Origin of the sequence: Streptomyces sparsogenes subsp. cuspidosporus, from assembly GCF_039532705.1 — a bacterium.
GTDB lineage: Bacteria > Actinomycetota > Actinomycetes > Streptomycetales > Streptomycetaceae > Streptomyces > Streptomyces sparsogenes.
In genome coordinates, this window is sequence record NZ_BAAASD010000009.1 from 166976 (window position 1) to 183464 (window position 16489).

13 protein-coding genes are annotated in these 16489 nt (G+C 74.2%); 9 read left to right on the plus strand and 4 right to left on the minus strand.

Annotated elements, in window-relative coordinates:
- The first annotated feature begins 16 nt into the window (after positions 1–16).
- The 6 genes from ABFY07_RS14315 to ABFY07_RS14340 all read left to right on the plus strand — a co-directional run bounded on the left by ABFY07_RS14315 (position 17) and on the right by ABFY07_RS14340 (position 8285).
- Entirely contained in the window at positions 17–940 is a 924-nt protein-coding gene (locus ABFY07_RS14315; protein ID WP_346174860.1) for an LLM class F420-dependent oxidoreductase, read from the plus strand.
- A gap of 113 nt (positions 941–1053) precedes the next feature.
- A complete protein-coding gene (gene mmuM, locus ABFY07_RS14320) occupies positions 1054–1980 on the plus strand; it encodes a homocysteine S-methyltransferase (protein ID WP_346174861.1) in 927 nt (308 codons plus the stop codon).
- Between the two features lie 180 nt (positions 1981–2160).
- Positions 2161–3123, plus strand: a complete 963-nt coding sequence (locus tag ABFY07_RS14325; protein ID WP_346174862.1) for a quinone oxidoreductase family protein — start codon at positions 2161–2163, stop codon at positions 3121–3123.
- 111 nt (positions 3124–3234) lie between these two features.
- The gene (locus ABFY07_RS14330; RefSeq protein ID WP_346174863.1) at positions 3235–3882 is read left to right on the plus strand and encodes a TetR/AcrR family transcriptional regulator; all 648 of its coding nucleotides are present in this window, start codon (positions 3235–3237) and stop codon (positions 3880–3882) included.
- Positions 3883–3915: 33 nt separating this feature from the next.
- Positions 3916–5589: a 3' terminal RNA ribose 2'-O-methyltransferase Hen1 gene (locus ABFY07_RS14335; RefSeq protein WP_346174864.1), complete on the plus strand. Its 1674-nt coding sequence runs from the start codon at positions 3916–3918 to the stop codon at positions 5587–5589.
- Positions 5586–8285 (plus strand): polynucleotide kinase-phosphatase, encoded by a 2700-nt coding sequence (locus ABFY07_RS14340; protein ID WP_346174865.1) that lies wholly within the window; start codon positions 5586–5588, stop codon positions 8283–8285. Before ABFY07_RS14335 ends, ABFY07_RS14340 begins: the two co-directional genes overlap by 4 nt.
- 69 nt (positions 8286–8354) lie before the next feature.
- On the opposite strand, the gene ABFY07_RS14345 is transcribed toward ABFY07_RS14340, so the two are convergent.
- The 4 genes from ABFY07_RS14345 to ABFY07_RS14360 all read right to left on the minus strand — a co-directional run bounded on the left by ABFY07_RS14345 (position 8355) and on the right by ABFY07_RS14360 (position 11358).
- Complete coding sequence (locus ABFY07_RS14345; RefSeq protein ID WP_065965486.1) at positions 8355–8621, minus strand: DUF4235 domain-containing protein; 267 nt, start codon at positions 8619–8621, stop codon at positions 8355–8357.
- A gap of 75 nt (positions 8622–8696) precedes the next feature.
- Complete coding sequence (locus ABFY07_RS14350; protein ID WP_346174866.1) at positions 8697–9245, minus strand: phosphatase PAP2 family protein; 549 nt, start codon at positions 9243–9245, stop codon at positions 8697–8699.
- Between the two features lie 60 nt (positions 9246–9305).
- A complete protein-coding gene (locus tag ABFY07_RS14355; protein ID WP_346174867.1) occupies positions 9306–10331 on the minus strand; it encodes a YihY/virulence factor BrkB family protein in 1026 nt (341 codons plus the stop codon).
- Between the two features lie 49 nt (positions 10332–10380).
- The gene (locus ABFY07_RS14360; RefSeq protein ID WP_346174868.1) at positions 10381–11358 is read right to left on the minus strand and encodes a GlxA family transcriptional regulator; all 978 of its coding nucleotides are present in this window, start codon (positions 11356–11358) and stop codon (positions 10381–10383) included.
- Positions 11359–11430: 72 nt separating this feature from the next.
- Here ABFY07_RS14360 and ABFY07_RS14365 point away from each other — a divergent pair, with 72 nt between their 5' ends.
- The 3 genes from ABFY07_RS14365 (at position 11431) to ABFY07_RS14375 (ending at position 16481) form a co-directional block, all read left to right on the plus strand.
- Positions 11431–13008: an MFS transporter gene (locus tag ABFY07_RS14365; RefSeq protein WP_346174869.1), complete on the plus strand. Its 1578-nt coding sequence runs from the start codon at positions 11431–11433 to the stop codon at positions 13006–13008.
- Positions 13009–13182: 174 nt separating this feature from the next.
- Positions 13183–13875, plus strand: coding sequence for a Crp/Fnr family transcriptional regulator (locus ABFY07_RS14370; RefSeq protein WP_065965438.1), 693 nt, complete (start codon positions 13183–13185; stop codon positions 13873–13875).
- Between the two features lie 338 nt (positions 13876–14213).
- Positions 14214–16481 (plus strand): hypothetical protein, encoded by a 2268-nt coding sequence (locus ABFY07_RS14375; RefSeq protein ID WP_346174870.1) that lies wholly within the window; start codon positions 14214–14216, stop codon positions 16479–16481.
- Positions 16482–16489: the final 8 nt, after the last annotated feature.

Consider the following 16489-nt stretch of genomic DNA (forward strand, 5'->3'; position numbering starts at 1 on the left):
GTGCAGGATGGGACGCATGGATCTGCGAATCTTCACCGAGCCCCAGCAGGGGGCGAGCTACGACACCCTGCTCAGCGTCGCCAAGGCCACGGAGGACCTCGGCTTCGACGCCTTCTTCCGCTCCGACCACTATCTGAGCATGGGGGATGCCGACGGGCTGCCCGGCCCCACCGACGCGTGGATCACCCTGGCCGGGATCGCCCGCGAGACCCGGCGGATCCGGCTCGGCACGCTGATGACGGCCGCCACCTTCCGGCTGCCCGGCGTGCTCGCGATCCAGGTGGCGCAGGTGGACCAGATGTCCGGCGGCCGCGTGGAGCTGGGCCTGGGCGCCGGCTGGTACGAGGAGGAGCACCGGGCCTACGGCATCCCCTTCCCGGCGGAGAAGTTCGCCAGGCTGGAGGAGCAGCTGGCCATCGTCACCGGCCTGTGGCGGACTCCGGTCGGCGAGACCTTCGGATACGAGGGGACGTACTACCAGCTCGCCGACTCGCCCGCGCTGCCCAAGCCCGCGCAGCAGCGGGTGCCCGTGCTGATCGGCGGCCACGGGAAGACCCGCACCCCCCGCCTCGCGGGGCAGTACGCGGACGAGTTCAATATGCCGTTCGCCTCGGCGGAGGACAGTGAGCGGCAGTTCGAGCGGGTGCGCGCGGCGGCCGAGGCCGCCGGCCGCAAGGGCGACGACCTGGTGTACTCCAACGCGCTGGTGGTCTGCGTGGGCAAGGACGACGCCGAGGTCGCCCGGCGGGCCGACGCCATCGGACGCCAGGTGGACGAGTTGAAGGAGAACGGTCTGGCGGGCTCGCCGGCCGAGGTCGTCGACAAGATCGGCCGCTATGCGCAGGCCGGCTCGTCCCGGATCTATCTCCAGATTCTGGACCTCGACGACCTCGATCACCTGGAGCTGATTTCATCCCAGGTCCAGGCCCAGCTGGGCTGAGCCGCCCGCCGAGCACGCCCTGGGCCATGAGAGGCCCCGGGCCGTGAGCACGACCCCGGGCCGTGAGCACGACCCCGGGCCGTGAGCACGACCCCGAGCTAGGAGCACCCGTGATGTCTGCCCGCCGTACGCCACTGGCCGCCGCCCTGGAGGAGGGGCCGCTCGTCCTCGACGGCGGGCTGTCCAACCAGCTGGAGGCCCAGGGCTGTGACCTGTCCGACGAGCTGTGGTCGGCCCGGCTGCTGGCCGACGACCCGCGGCAGATCGAGGCGGCCCACGCGGCGTATGCGCGGGCGGGCGCGCGGGTGCTGATCACCAGCAGCTATCAGGCGACCTACCAGGGCTTCGCCCGTCGCGGGGTGACGGAGAAGGAGGCCACGGGGCTGCTGGAGCGCAGCGTGGAGCTGGCGCGCCGGGCCGCCGAGGGCGCGGGCGGCGGCGTGGACCGGCCGGTGTGGGTGGCCGCGTCCGTCGGCCCGTACGGGGCGATGCTGGCGGACGGCAGCGAGTACCGGGGGCGCTACGGGCTGAGCGTCGAGGAGCTGGAGCGGTTCCACCGGCCGCGGATCGAGGCGCTGGCCGCGGCCGGGCCCGATGTGCTCGCGCTGGAGACGGTGCCGGACGCCGACGAGGCCGAGGCGCTGCTGCGGGCGGTCGACGGCTGCGGGGTGCCGGTGTGGCTCTCGTACAGCATCGCGGGCGAGCACACGCGGGCCGGGCAGCCGCTGCGCGAGGCCTTCGCCCTGGCGGCGGGGAATGACCAGGTGCTGGCCGTGGGCGTCAACTGCTGCGAGCCGGGCGACGCCGACCGGGCGGTGGAGATCGCCGCCGAGGCCACGGGCAAGCCGGTGGTGGTCTATCCGAACAGCGGCGAGGAGTGGGACGCCAGGGCCCGCGGCTGGCGCGGTCGGTCGACGTTCGACCCGGCGCGGGTGAAGGCGTGGCACGACGGGGGCGCGCGGCTCATCGGCGGCTGCTGCCGGGTGGGGCCGGACCGGATCGCGGAGCTGGCGGCCGTGCTGACCGACGCTCGGAAGTGAGGGGTGGGTGCGGCTCCGTCCGGAGTCGCGCGCGGCCCGGACACACCTGAAAGTGAGCCCGGGTCGCATCGACAAGGCAGGACCTTTCTGGACTTGCCGGTCCATTTTTGAGTCCCTACGGTGCACCACGTCGACGCCTTCGGACTGGGCTCGGCGACCACTCAGGGAGAGGCAACCGCCATGCACGCGATCCACATCCGGAACCACGGCGGTCCGGAGGTCATGACCTGGACCGAACGTCCCGATCCAGCGCCGGGCCCCGGGGAAGCGCTCGTCCGGCTCGGCGTCGCAGGGGTCAACTACATGGACGTGGGCGCACGGTCGGTGGGCGGCCCGGGCTGGGCCGCCCCGACGGTCCTGGGCGTCGAGGGCATGGGCTACGTGAGCGCCGTCGGTGACGGGGTCGACGACCTGGCCGTGGGTGACCGGGTGGCCTGGTTCTACCACCCGGGCAGCTACGCGGAGGTGCTGTCCATCCCCGTGGACTCGCTGGTGAAGGTCCCGGACGAGGTGCCGGACGAGACCGCGGCCGCCGTGATGATGCAGGGATTGACCGCGAACCACTTCACCACCGAGACCTACGCGATCAAGCCTGGGGACACGGCCGTGGTGCACGCCGCGGCCGGTGGCGTGGGTCTTCTGCTGACGCAGATGATCAAGGCCAGGGGCGGCAGGGTGATCGGCCTGGTGTCGCGGGAGGAAAAGGTGGCCGTGGCCGAGGAGGCCGGAGCGGACCACGTCCTGGTGTCGGCCGGGGGCGGGTTCGAGGACCGGGTGAAGGAGCTGACCGGCGGCGAGGGCGCGCATGTGGTGTACGACGGCGGTGGCACCTCCACCTTCCGGTCTTCCCAGCTGTCCCTGCGGTTGCACGGTGTGCACGCCTACTACGGACCCTTCATGGGCGTCCCGTCGATCTCCGTGACCGATCTGCCGAAGAGCACTCTGCTGACCTATCCGGTCGTGCACCACCACGTGCCCACGCGGGAAGCCCTGGTCGAGCGGAGCGCCGAGGTCTTCGACATGATCAGGAAGGGGCAGGTCACCCCGCGCATCGGAGGGCGCTACGCCCTCTCGGAGGCCGCCAAGGCGCACGCGGACCTCGAGTCCCGCAGGACGACCGGGAAGCTGCTGCTCATTCCCTGAACACGCGGGTAGGACAGCGAATCCGAGGCAGCGAATCCGAAGCAGCTAATCCCGAGCAGCGAGTTCGAAGCAGCGAATCCGAAGCAGCGAGTTCGGAACAGGGAGGATCTCGTGGCGTTGACGCGCAAGGGCGCCGCCACCAAGCAGCGCATCATCGAAGGCACCGCCTCGGAGATCCGGCGGCACGGCGTGTTCGCCATGACCCTCGACGACGTCATGGAGCGCACGTCGACCAGCAAGAGCCAGCTGTTCCACTACTTCCCCGGCGGGAAGGAGGAACTGCTGCTGGCCGTGGCCCGCCATGAGGCGGCCCGGGTGATCAGCGACCAGCAGCCGGAGCTCTCCGCCCTCACCTCGTGGTCCGCCTGGCAGGACTGGCGCGACAAGGTGGTCTCCCGCTACCGCGAGCAGGGCAGGGACTGTCCGCTCCAGGTGGCCGTCTCCCAGGTCGGACCGGCCACGGAGGGCGCGCAGGCCGTGGCCACGGAACTCCTTGAGCAGTGGCAGCACGAATTGGCCACGGGCATCCGCCATATGCAGGGCCTCGGCGAGGTGGACACCGATCTGGACGCGGACCACAGCGCGGCAGCGCTGCTGGCCGGTATTCAGGGCGGAGTGCTGATCTTCATGTCGACGGGTCGGCTGACACATCTGGAAGCCGCCCTGGACCAGGGCATCGCTTCCCTGCGGCGCCGGGCCACTTCCCGAAGGTCCCGAGCGGTCGTCCCGCACAACCCGTGGGCTGGACAAAACGATTAGGAACGCGGGGGTGGTCCGGCGATACTCGGACGGGTGTTCCTGACGATATCCACCACCGGCACAGCCGAGCGCCCCGCGACCGACCTCGGGTTCCTGCTGCACAAGCATCCCGACAACGCGCAGCGGTTCTCGACCTCCCACGGCACGGCCCACGTCTTCTACCCCGAGGCGGACAGCGAGCGCTGCACGGCGGCGCTGCTGCTGGAGGTGGATCCGGTGGCGCTGGTGCGGCGGGGCCGGGGGAAGGGCCGGGGCGGCGCTCCGGACGCGGCCCTGGGGAACTACGTCAACGACCGCCCCTACGCCGCCTCGTCGCTGCTCGCCGTCGCGCTCAGCAGCGTCTTCTCCAGCGCCCTCAAGGGCCGGTGCAAGGCGCGGCCCGAGCTGCCCGAGCGGACCATGCCGCTGCGGATCGAGGTGCCCGCCCTCCCCGCGCGCGGCGGCGCCGAGCTGGTGGTGCGGCTCTTCGAGCCGCTGGGCTGGGCGGTGACGGCCGAGCCGGTGCCGCTGGACCCGCGGTTCCCGCAGTGGGGCGACTCCCGCTACGTACGGCTGGTCCTGGAGGGCGAGCTGCGGCTGGCCGAGGCGCTGCGCCAGCTGTATGTGCTGCTGCCGGTGCTCGACGACGCCAAGCACTACTGGGTGGCCCCGGACGAGGTGGACAAGCTGCTCGCCTCCGGCGAGGGCTGGCTCGAACACCACCCCGAGCAGCGGCTCATCACCAGCCGCTACCTGGCCCGCCGCTGGTCGCTCACGCGCAGCGCGCTGGAGCGGCTGGAGCTGGTGCGGCTCGCGGAGGCGGACGACACGGAGGTGGAGGAGATCGACAACGCCGTCGACGAGCGGCACGACACCGAGGAGAAGCCGGTGCCGCTGGCCGTGCGGCGGCGCGAGGCGATCCTCGACGCACTCCGCTCGGCCGAGGCCGCCCGGGTGCTCGACCTGGGCTGCGGGCAGGGGCAGTTGGTGGGCGCGCTCCTCAAGGACCCACGGTTCACCGAGATCGTCGGCGTCGACGTGTCGATGCGCGCGCTGAACGAGGCGGCCCGGCGGCTGCGCCTGGACCGGATGGGTGAGCGCCGCTCGTCGCGCGTCAAGCTGCTCCAGGGGTCGCTGGCGTACACCGACGGCCGCCTGCGCGGATACGACGCGGCGGTGCTCAGCGAGGTGATCGAGCACCTGGACCCGCCGCGGCTGCCCGCCCTGGAGTACGCGGTGTTCGGCGCCGCCCGGCCCCGCACGGTCGTGGTGACCACGCCTAACGTGGAGTACAACGTGCGGTGGGAGACCCTGCCCGCCGGGCGGGCGCGCCACCCCGACCACCGCTTCGAGTGGACGCGGGAGGAGTTCCGCGGCTGGGCGCGGGCCGTCGCCGCACGCCATGGCTACGCCGTGGAGTTCCGGCCCGTCGGCCCCGACGACCCCGAGGTCGGCCCCCCGACCCAGCTCGCGCTGTTCCGCCTCGGCACAGAGACCGGCACAGGGACCCGCACGGAAACCAGCACAGGGACCCGTACAGGGACCCGTACAGGGACCAGCACAGGGACCAGCACAGGGACCAGCACAGGGACCAGCACAGGGACCCGTACGGAAACCAGCACGGAAACCAGCACGGAAACCAGCACGGAAACCAGCACGGAAACCCACAGCAGCACCGGCACCGACACCACCACCGGCACCACCACCGCGAAGGAGACGGCCGCATGACCACCGCCAAGCGCGGCCTCGCCGTGCCCGACCTCTCCCTCGTGGTGCTCATCGGCACCACCGGCTCCGGCAAGTCCACCTTCGCCCGGCGCCACTTCCTGCCCACCCAGATCGTCTCCTCCGACGTCTGCCGGGGTCTGGTCGCCGACGACGAGAACGACCAGAGCGCCACCCCCGACGCCTTCGACGTGCTCCACTACATCGCGGGCAAGCGGCTTGCCGCCGGGCGGCTCACCGTCGTCGACGCGACCAACGTCCAGCCCCAGGCCCGCCGCAGCCTGATCGAGCTCGCCCGCGAACACGACGTGCTGCCCGTCGCCATCGTCCTCGACGTGCCGGAGGGCGTCTGCGCGCGGCGCAACGCCGAGCGGCCCGACCGGGCGGACCTGCCCGCCCATGTCATCCCCCGCCAGCGGCGCGAGCTGCGCCGGTCGCTGAAGTCCCTGGAGCGCGAGGGCTTCCGCAAGGTGCACATCCTGCGCGGCGAGGAGGAGGTGGCGGCCGCCGAGGTCGTCACCGAGCGCCGCTACAACGACCTGCGCCATCTGACCGGGCCGTTCGACATCATCGGCGACGTCCACGGCTGCCGCTCGGAGCTGGAGACCCTGCTCGGCAGGCTCGGCTACGTACTGCGCCGCGACCCCCTCGGCCGCCCCGTCGACGCCACCCACCCCGAGGGCCGCACGGCCGTCTTCGTCGGCGACCTCGTCGACCGCGGGCCCGACAGCCCGGGCGTGCTGCGCCTGGTGATGGGCATGGTCGCCTCGGGCGCCGCGCTGTGCGTGCCCGGCAACCACGAGAACAAGCTCGGCCGCTACCTGGGGGGCCGCAACGTCCGGAACACCCACGGCCTGGCCGAGACCATCGAGCAGCTGGAGAAGGAGGACGCCACCGACCCCGCCTTCCGCGAGCGGATGCGGGAGTTCATCGCCTCGCTCGTCAGCCACTACGTGCTGGACGGCGGCGCCCTGGTGGTCTGCCACGCCGGGCTGCCCGAGAAGTACCACGGCCGCACCTCCGGCCGGGTCCGCTCGCACGCGCTCTACGGCGACACGACCGGCGAGACCGACGAGTTCGGCCTGCCCGTGCGCTACCCGTGGGCCGAGGACTACCGCGGTCGCGCCGCCGTCGTCTACGGCCACACCCCCACCCCGCGGGCGTCCTGGCTGAACAACACCATCTGCCTCGACACCGGCTGTGTCTTCGGCGGCAGGATGACCGCCCTGCGCTGGCCCGAGCGCGAGCTGGTGGACGTCCCCGCCGAGCGGGTCTGGTACGAGCCCGTCAAGCCGCTGGCGACCGAGGGCCCGGGAGGCGCCGACGGCCGCCCGCTCGACCTGAAGGACGTGCACGGCCGCCGGGTCGTCGAGACCCGTCACATGGGCCGCGTCGCCGTGAAGGAGGAGAACGCGGCGGCGGCGCTGGAGGTCATGAGCCGCTTCGCGATCGACCCCCGGCTGCTCCCGTACCTCCCGCCGACCATGGCCCCCTGCGCCACCTCGCGCGAACCCGGCTACCTGGAGCACCCGGCGGAGGCGTTCGCCGCCTACCGGGCGGACGGGGTGCGCGAGGTGGTGTGCGAGGAGAAGCACATGGGGTCGCGTGCGGTGGTGCTGGTCTGCCGCGACGAGGAGGTGGCGGGCGAGCGCTTCGGCACGCCCGAGGGCGTGTCCGGCGCGCTGTACACGCGCACGGGCCGGCCGTTCTTCGACGACCCGGCGATGACCGAGCGCGTCCTGCGCCGGCTGCGCGCCACCATCGGCCACGAGGGCCTGTGGGAGGATCTGGACACCGACTGGCTGCTGCTCGACGCCGAGCTGATGCCCTGGTCGCTGAAGGCGGAGGGGTTGCTGCGCAACCAGTACGCGGCCGTGGGCGCGGCCGCCGGCGCCGCGTTCCCCGGGGCGCTGGCCGCCCTGGAGTCGGCCGCCGCGCGCGGCGTGGAGGTGACCGCCCTGCTCGGCAAGCAGCGCGAGCGGGCCTCGGACGCGGCCGCCTTCACCGAGGCGTACCGCCGCTACTGCTGGCCGGTCGGCGACCCGCGGCGCGGCTGGCCGGGCGAGGAGCGGGAGACCGGCCGCCGCGCGGTGGGGGCGCGCGGCACGGACGGGCTGGACGGCATCCGGCTGGCGCCGTTCCAGATCCTGGCGGCGCGCGGCCGCAGCCTCGCCGCGCTGCCCCACGACCAGCAGCTCGCGATGATCGACCGGCTCATCGAGCGGGAGGAGCTCGACGTCTACGCCAACAACTCCATCTGCGCCTTCACCCCGAAGTATGTGAACCGGCTGCTCGCCCCCACCCGCCGGCTGGTCGTCGACACCGAGGACGAGGCGTCGGTCGCCGAGGGCGTGCGGTGGTGGCTGGAGCTGACGGAGGCCGGCGGCGAGGGCATGGTGGTCAAACCGCTGCAGGGGCTCGTCCGCAAGGGAGACGGCCGCCTGGTGCAGCCCGGCGTCAAGTGCCGCGGCCGCGAGTACCTCCGGATCATCTACGGCCCGGAGTACACCCGCCCCGAGCACCTGGACCGGCTGCGGGAGCGGCACCTGGGCCACAAGCGGTCGCTCGCGCTGCGCGAGTACGCGCTCGGGCTCGAGGCGCTGGACCGGCTGGCGGACGGGGAGCCGCTGTGGCGGGTCCACGAGGCGGTCTTCGGCGTGCTGGCCCTGGAGTCCGAGCCGGTGGACCCCCGGCTGTAGCCGGGCCGGCCGCACGGGGTGCCGGTGTCCGCCGGTGTCCATGCCGCACCGGCACCCCTCGCGGGCGCGTCAGCCGGGCCAGGTGCCGGTCAGACGGCGCACGGCGGTGGCCCCGGCGCGGTCGACGGCGGCCTTGACCACGGAGAAGATGGCGCCCTGCAGCGCGGTGGCGAGCAGTACCTCACCCCAGGCGCGTTCCTCGTCGGTGGCGCCGGGGGCGTCATCCTCGTGACCGAGCAGTTTCCAGGTCTTGTTGAACACCGCTCTGGCGGCCATCCCGCTGACCGCGCCCAGGACGAAACCCACCGGCTTGTATGCGATCTTCGACGCCTTCACCCGGCGCACCCCTTTCCATGGCGTTCGTGCTCGCTGATCGGGCGAGTACCCACAACGGCCCACTTCAGGGCGGGGCTACAGCAGGCGCCGCAGCAGCAGCCCCGGGGCGCGCCGGGTGAGCCAGGCGCTGAGCAGGCCGATGGCGGCGCCGGTGGCGACGTCGCTGGGGTAGTGGGCGCCCGACTGGACCCGCTCGACGGACACCATGGCCGCCGGCACGGCACAGGCGACTCCGGCGGCCGGCCAGGTGGGCGCGACGGCGGCGGTGAAGGCGACCGCGGCCGCGGTGTGTCCGGAGGGGAAGGACGAGGAGTCGGGACGGTCCTCGACCTCGTCGTGCGGAAACCACTCCTTCGGCGGCCTCGGCCGGTCGGCGACCTGCTTGCACAGGCCGTTGGAGACCAGCTGGGCCATCGTGAGCGCGGCTACCCCCGCGGCCGCCGCCTTCCGGCCCCGCCACCCGCCGAACGCGGCCATCGCCGCGGCGGCGCCGCACCACAGTTTCGCGCTCTCCGCCGCCTCCTCCACACCCGACAGCACCCGGCCGACGCCGCTCGGAACGCGTGAGCCCGTCCGCCGCGCCACGACCCGGTCGGTCTCGTGCAATTTCTCCAGCAACCTCATGAGCTGCGCATATCCCAGTGACGGCCGGTACACACCCGCCCATTCCCGCCGTGCCACGTGCTACTCCAGCCGGCGGCGGTCCTCCTCGTCCCACGTGCGGACATCGCGCGGCTCGACGTACGGCTCCTCGTGGGGCGGGTACCCGCCGACGACGGCGCGCTGGCGGGCGGCCTCGGCGTCGAACTCCAGGCCCAGCAGGATGGCGATATTGGTGATCCACAACCACACCAGGAAGACGATCACACCGGCGAAGGTGCCGTAGGTCTTGTTGTACGAGGCGAAATTCGCCACGTAGGAGGCGAACCCCGCCGAGGCGAGCATCCAGATGACCAGGGCGAGGAAGCTGCCCGGCGTGATCCACTTGAAGCCGCGTACCTTCGCGTTGGGGCTGGCCCAGTACAGGATCGCGATCATGAGGATGACCAGGAGGATCAGGACCGGCCACTTCGCGATCGACCACACGGTCAGCGCCGTGTGGCCGACCCCGAGCAGGTCGCCGGCGCGGCGGGCCAGGGGTCCGGTGAAGACCACGATCAGGGCGCTGATCACCGCGAGGACCATCAGCGCGACGGTGAGGGCCAGCCGCAAGGGCAGCACCTTCCACATCGGGCGGCCTTCCGGTATGTCGTAGACGGCGTTGGAGGCGCGGATGAACGCGGCCACGTAGCCGGAGGCCGACCAGATGGCCAGGGCCAGGCCGACGACCGCCATGACGGACCCGACGCCGGCGTTGCCCTGGAGCTGCCGCACCGCCTTGCGGATCACATCGCGGGCGGCGCCCGGGGTGAGCTGCTGCACGTTGTCCAGGACCGCGCTGGTGGCCGACTGCCCGGCGACGCCCAGCAGGGAGACCAGCACCAGCAGCGCGGGGAACAGCGCCAGGATGGCGTAATAGGTCAGGGCCGCCGCACGGTCGGTCAGCTCGTCGTCCTTGAACTCCTTGAACGTTCCGCGCAGCACCGCCCACCACGACTTCTTCGGCATCTGGGCCGGAGTGTCCGGTGCCCTGCGCTCCACCGCCGGATCCGGACCGAAGTCCTCCGGCTCCTCCGCCCGCTTGCGTCCCAGTCTCTTGAACTTCGCCATGAGCAGGCGGGTAACCACAAAAGGCCCAGTCACCCGGTGTCGGCCCCGGTCACCTCTGGGCGACGGCCGCCGGGCGGCGGGCGCGGAAGGCGCGGCGGTAGTCGTGCGGTGGCACTCCCACCGCGCGGGTGAAGTGGCGCCGCAGATTGGCCGCCGTGCCCAGGCCGCACAGCTCCGCCACCCGGTCCACCGGCAGGTCCCCGCCCTCCAGCAGCTCCCGGGCCCGTGCGATGCGCTGGGCCTGCAGCCAGCGCAGCGGCGTGGTGCCGGTGGCGGCGTGGAAGCGCCGGGCCAGGGTGCGGGGGCTGGTGTGGGCGCGGCGGGCCAGGTCGGCGACGGTCAGCGGGGTGTGCAGGCGCTCGGTGGCCCAGTGCAGCAGCGGGGCGAGCGAGTCGTCGGTGCGCTCCGGCAGCGGCGCCTCGATGTACTGGGCCTGGCCGCCCGGCCGGTGGGCGGGCGCGACCAGCTGCCGCGCCAGGGCGTTGGCGGCCGCGCTGCCGAAGTCCTCGCGCACCAGGTGCAGGCACACGTCGATGCACGCGGTCGACCCCGCCCCCGTGAGCACGTCGCCGTGGTCCACGTACAGCACGGAGGGATCGACTCGCACCGCCGGGTAGCGCTCGGCGAGCAGCGCCGCGTACATCCAGTGGGTGGCGGCCGTGCGGCCGTCGAGGAGTCCGGTGGCGGCGAGCGTGAAGGCGCCCGAGCACAGCGACACCACGCGGGCGCCGCGCCGGTGGGCCTCGCGCAGCGCGTCGACGAGTTCGCCGGGCGGGTCGCCGCGCACATCGGCGGAGGCCGGGACGATCACCGTGTCCGCGGTGATCAGCTCCTCGATCCCGTACGGCGTGTGCGCGGCGAACCAGGATCGGGTGGCGACCGGACCGCTGTCCGGGCCGATCCCGCAGACCCGCAAGTCGTACCAGCCTTCGGGCAGTTCGGGGCGGTCGGTGCCGAAGACGTGGCAGGGCACGGCCAGATCGAAGATCGGCATACCGGCGGTGACGGCGAGGGCTATGGAGGGCATGGCAGAAATGTAGCGGGTGCTGTCACTCTTGCCACTCGTGAGCCCGTGCCGCGCCGTCGATGCTGGATGGGCATGAAGATCCCTTCCACCAAGGCACAGGGGAGCGGTGTGCCCCCCGCCCCCCTCCCCGGCCCCGATCCCGATCCCCGGCCCGAGTCCGGTACTGTCCCCGGGGCCGATCCCGGCCCCGAACCCGATCCCCGTCGCTGGCTGATACTCGCCGTGGCGTCCACGGCGCAGTTCCTCGCCGTGCTCGACCTGATCGCCGTGAACATCGCCTTCCCGGCGATCGGCGCGGACTTCCGCTCCGCCGCCACCGCCGAGCTCTCCTGGGTCCTGAACGCCTACACCATCGTGCTGGCGGCGCTGCTGGTCCCGGCGGGCAGGCTCGCCGACGAGACGGGCAGGCGCCGTTCGTTCCTGCTGGGCATGGCCCTGTTCGGGCTGGCCTCGATCGGCTGCGGGGCGGCCCCCGGCCTGGGCTGGCTGATCGCGGCCCGTGTGGTGCAGGGCGTGGCGGCGGCGGTCGTGGTGCCCACCTCCCTCTCGCTGGCGCTGCCCGCCTTCGCGCCGCGCGAGCAGGCCACGGCCGTGGGGGTGTGGACCGCGGTCAGTGCGGTGGCGGCGAGCTCGGGGCCGGTGGTGGGCGGGCTGCTCGCGGCCCTCGACTGGCGGTGGATCTTCCTGATCAACGCCCCGGTGGTGCTGGGCGCGATAGCGGCGGGCCTGCGCCTCCTGCCCCGCACCGAGCCCGTACGGCCTGGTCAGGCCGCCGAGCCCGTACGCACCGAGCCCGTACCCGCCGAGGGCGTGCGGGCCGAGCCCGTACGCCCCCGCGCCGTCCGCCGCCTCGATCCGCTCGGCACCCTGCTGGTGCTCGTGGCAACCGGCTCCCTGACCACGGCGTGCGTCCAGGCGCCGGAGTGGGGGTACGCCGCGCCCGCCACCCTCGCCTTCCTGGGTGCGGGCGTCGTGGCGGGCGCGCTGTGCGCGGCGCATGCGCGGCGGCACCCGGACCCGGTGGTGGACCCGGCGCTGTTCCGCACGCGGGGGTTCACCACCGCCGCCCTCGGCCTGCTCAGCTACTTCCTCGCCTATTCGGCGATCCTGCTCGCCGCGACCTGGATGTTCTCCGGCGTGTGGGGCTACTCGACGCGCCGCGCGGGCCTGGCCGTCGCTCCCTGGCCGCTGACGGTGCTGGTCGTCTCCGCCTTGTCGGGCCGGATCGTCCGGGCCCTGGGGGAGCGGCGCGGGGCCGTGCTGGGGGCCGTCGCCTTCACCGCAGCGCCGCTGTGGTGGCTCGTCGCGGCGGGCCCGTCCGGCGACGGGGCGCACTACGCGGCCGGCTTTCTGCCGGGTCTTGTGCTCGCCGGGATCGGTGCGGGCCTGTACCAGCCGGTCATGTTCGCCGCGGCCGGGCTGCTTCCCGCCCGGCGGCTGTCCGTGGGTTCCGGCGTGCTGATGATGTCGCGGCAGGGCGGCACCGCGCTGGGCGTCGCGGCCCTGGTGGTGGTCACCGGCGGCGCCCGGCAGCCCGGCCTGGCGGACCTGCGCGCGGGCTGGGTCTTCGCGGCCGTGGCCGCCGCGGTCGCGGCACTCGCGGGCGCGGTGTTCCGCACCGCCGACGACAAGGCGGCGAGGCGCCATTGACGTGCCTGTGACAGGTGCCTAACGTTCTGTCGCCCATGTCGGTCGCGGGGCTTCCGCACCACCCGCCCGCCGTGCCATGACGGAGCGGACCCGATGTGAGGGTGTTCTCCGCGAGCCGGACGACGCACGTATCGATACGCGGCTCCGCCGCGTGGCACCGAGCGGGGAGGGCGGATGAGTCTCTTCGAGGGCGGCAGGCCGTTCCTGCACGCGCTCCCCGCCCAGGACCGGCGCGCGCTGCTCGCGCTCGGCAGACGCCGCACGTACGAGCCCTCCCAAATAGTGCTGCGCGAGCACGACCGCACGACCTTCGTCGTCGCCATCACCTCCGGCTGGGCCACCGTCTCGGTGGAGACCGAGCGCGGCGTCCGTCTGATACTGGCGCTGCGCGGGGCGGGCGAGGTGGTGGGCGACCAGGCCGCCGTGGACCACGGCTCGCGCAGCGCCACGGTCACCGCGCTCGGGCGGCTGGAGGCGGTCGTCGTCTCCGGTGACCGCTTCCGGGCTTATCTGGCCGCGCGCCCCGCCGCCACCGTCCTGATCATGCGTCAGCTCAGCTCCCGGCTGCGCAGCTCCGACGGCGAACGGCGCTCCCTGGCCTCCGAGAAGGTGCTCCAGCGGCTGGCGGCCCGCCTCGTCGAACTCGCCGAACGGACCGGCCGCCCGGAGGCCGACGGCGCCATCTCCGTGGATCTGCCCCTGCCCCAGCACGACATCGCCGCCGCCGTGGGGTCCACCCGGGAAGCGGTCGCCAAGGCGCTGCGCCTGCTGCGCGACCAGGGCGTGGTACGGACCGCCTCGCGTCGCTTCGTGGTCATGGACGCCGGGCTGCTGCGCCTGCTCGCCGAGGGGCGCGCGACGGGGTGACCGGCCGCGCCGGGCCCGCCAACGGGCGCCCGCGCGTGAGCCCCCGGACAATCTCCGCCGACTGTGTAAACGGCTACAGCCGCTCGGGCCCCGGGCCGCGACTCTGAAGAAGGCGCGGGGACGGGACCGTGTGCGACGGGGGTGTACGCGGCCCAGCGCCCGGCACCGGAGCAGGGCGGCGGAGCGGAGCACGGGGGCAGAGCCCCGCCGCCGGCTTCGGCCACGGGAGCCACCCACCCCACCGGCACCTTCGGACCCGACCCCCTCGGAACCACCACAGCCACCGGACACGGACAACATCGGGCACGTACGGCATCGGGCACGAAGGACGGCGGGCGATGAACGGCGGGGCGACGAACGGAACGGAAGCCGACCTGGCGGAAAGCCGGACACTGCGGATCACCCCGCGGCAGGAGCGGCAGGAGCGGCAGGAGCGGCAGGAGCGGCAGGAGCGGACCGGCGCGCGGCTGGACCTCCCCGCGGACAGCCCGCTGGGCACCGTCGGCGAGGCGGGCGGCGCCCGGGCGGCCCGCGAGGCGTGCGCGCATCTGCACCCCGCCACGCACCCGCAACCGAGCCCCGCCACGCCCCTGCACCCCGCCACGCCCCCCGCCACGCCCCCGCGCCCCGCCACGCCCCTGCACCCCGCCACGCCCCCCGACCCGCACCCCGGCGCGCATGGGCCGTACCCCGCACACCCCGCACGCCCCCCGGCCGAAGCACCCGCCCCCGGTCCGCTCCCCGAGGGGCGGGTGCCCCATGACGAGCTGGCCCGTCTGCGCCGGGTCCACCGGCGAGGTCCGAGCTACGCCGTCATGCGGGAACACCTGCGCCGCGGCCACCTCCTGGCCCTGTGCGGCGAGCCGGGCTCGGGACGCGGCTGGACCGGCCTCGCGCTCCTGGCCGAGCTGACCGAGACCACGGGCGGCGGCGTGTGGCGGCAACACCTTGCGCCGGTGGGGGAGAAGACCGAGCGGGGCCACGGCTATCTGCTCGAACTGCCCGCCGGTCCCGCCTCCTCCCAGCCCGCGGCCCCGGGCCCCGAAGCGCTGCTGGACCGGTTGCGCGCCCACTTCGCCGAGCACGAGGCGTTCTGCGTCGTCCTCGTTCCCGGTGGCGAGGCGGCCGACCGACTGCTGCGCGGCCGCCGGCACGCCGTGCCGTACGAGCCCCCGGCCGCCGCCGACGTACTCGAGGCGCACCTGGCCGATCTGCTGGCGCACGAGCGGCCGGAGCTGCTCCTCCGGGCGCGCGCGACCGCCGCGCGCCCCGAGGTGGCGGAGGCCCTGGGCCTGGAGGAGCCGCTGCCGGGGGAGGCGGCCCGGCTGGCCGGCCATCTGGCCGAGCACGCCCGGGGCGAGCTGCCGGAGGCGGAACTGCTCGCCCGCTGCCGGTCGTTCGCCCCGCGCCAGGCGCGTGCGTGGTTCGCGGGCGCGGGGTGTCCCCGCACGCTGCCCGCCGCGCTGCCCGCCCTGCGCCGGGCGGCGCTGCGCATCGCCCTCGCCGTCTTCAACGGCTCGGCCCACAGCCTCACCGCCGAGGCCGCCGAACTGCTGGCCTGGGAGCTGGCGGTCACCCTCGACCCGCAGTACGCGCCCGGGCGCCCGCCCTTCGCCGCGCCCGCCGACACCCTGCCCGCCGCCGCCCGCGCGGTGCTCGGGGAGGGCGTGGAGGACCTGGGCGAGGCGGCGGTCCCGGTCCGCACGGTGCGGTTCCGGGGCCGTCGGCTGGCGCCCGCGGTGCTCTTCGAGGTGTGGGACCACCACCACAACGCCCGCGGCCCGATGGCGCGTTGGCTGCGCGGGCTGTGCGACGACCCGCGCCCCCAGGTGTGGGTGCGGGCCGCGGTCGCGGCGGGCGTGCTGAGCGCCCGTGACTATCTGTACGGGCTCACCGAGCTGCTGCTGCCGCTGGCCCGCGGCGACAGCCCGGTGCAGCGCATGGCGGCGGCGACCGCGCTCGCCGAGGCGTCGCGCGGCGCCGGCGTGCGCCCCGCCGTGGCGGGGCTGCTGAGCGGCTGGGTCGCGCGCGGCGACGAGCGGGAGCGGGAGACCGCCGCGCTCGCCCACGGCTACGGCCTGGTGGCCGGCTCGGTCGCGGCCTCCCTGGAGGAGCTGGGCCGGATCGCCGCCACGGACGGCTGCGGCACCGCGTCGTACAGCGCGGTGCGGCTGCTGGCCGGGCCGGAGCCCGAGACCGTGCTGGAGCTGCTGACCCTCTGGCTGCGCGACCCCCGCCGCTCCCGCCGCGACCTGGCGCTGCTGACGGCGCTGCGCGCGGTGCGGACCCGCGCCTCGCACCTGTGGGGGCTGCGGGAGGTGCCGGAGCTGTCACCGTACGCCGCCTGGCCGCTGGCCACGGCGCTGGCGGCGGCCCGCCCCGGGTGCCGCGCGGCGCTGGCCGAGCTGTTGCGGGCCGCGCTGACCTGGCCCCGGTCGGCCGAGGCGGCCGAGGAGGCGCTCGTGGGCTGGATGCGGCGGGCGGCCGGGGACGAGCGGCAGCTGGCGGTGTTGTGCGAGGTCCTGCCCCTGGTGGCGCAGGACGGCGACGAGCCCCTCGACGCGCGGGCCGCCACGCGGATCCGGGAGGTACTGGAAGCGCTGTGAGAAGGAGA